At 65.2% G+C, this 939-nt stretch carries 1 protein-coding gene and 1 pseudogene; both read right to left on the minus strand.

The annotated features are described in order from the left end of the window. Positions 1 to 598: hypothetical protein (locus tag QMG52_RS21765; protein WP_502920596.1), on the minus strand; the 598-nt coding region annotated here is incomplete at its 3' end. 225 nt (positions 599 to 823) lie between these two features. After that, a pseudogene (locus QMG52_RS21770) lies at positions 824 to 939 on the minus strand (IS630 family transposase); the annotation flags it as partial.

Here is a 939-nt window from a genome sequence, read left to right on the forward strand (position 1 = left end):
GGCCCGCCAACAGGGCCCGACGGACGGACTCGACCTGCAGGTCGGGCCGCACATCCGGGGACGCCAGATCACTCTCTGGCAGCACCGGTGGCTGTACATCCGCCGGTTCCACGTCCGCCGGCTGCAGTTCCGTGGGCTGCACGTCGGGGTCTGGCAGGCCACTGTCCGCCGGTGGCTGCAGGTCCGCGGGCTGCAGGTCCGTGGGCTGCACGTCGGGGTCCGGCAGGCCAGTGTCCGTAAGTGGTTGCAGGTCCGTGGGCTGCACGTCGGGGTCCGGCACGTCGGCGGCCGGGTCGTCGATCGCACCGTCATTGACAACTCGGTTATCCGCCGCGGGGTTATCCGCCGCGGGGTTATCCGCCGCGGGGTTATCCGCCGCGGGGTTATCCGCGGCGGGGATGTTCAGGGCGGCGCTGTTCACCAGGGAGTGCCGGAGGTCCTCGTCGGTGACCGGACGGCTCGGGCCCCAGATCAGTTCCGGGAGAAAAGGGACCGCGGACCCCGCAGTCAGAGTGCCTTGGACGAGGCCGCGGCGGGCGTGTTCGGGCCTCCCGAGGTATTCCTCGAGGAGCGATTCGAAACTCCGTCCGCCAGCCATACAACCATTATATTCGCAACAGCAAAAGATTACCATAGTTAGACCGAAGATATATTCTAAGTTTCCCTCCTGCAGAAGCTTCATCTTTCAGGGATGCCCGTCGGTTATCCCGGCTGCCAGCGTTGCCCCGACCCTCCCTCGGCCCTCAAAGGGCCTCTGGCTTGGTGGTCCCCCTATCGACTGTGTCGGCAGGGTACGTGCTAGTGGTGTGTCCCAGTTTTGTTTGATGGTTTCGAGGGCTACGCGGCCGCGGGCTACCTGCTTTAGGATTGAGGCTGCGGTCGCGGTCCAGACCAGGGGTTTGGGCTCCGTGTTGTGAGCGGTGAGGTATTCCTCGATCT

The organism is Paenarthrobacter sp. PH39-S1, from assembly GCF_030063245.1.
Lineage (GTDB): Bacteria > Actinomycetota > Actinomycetes > Actinomycetales > Micrococcaceae > Arthrobacter_M.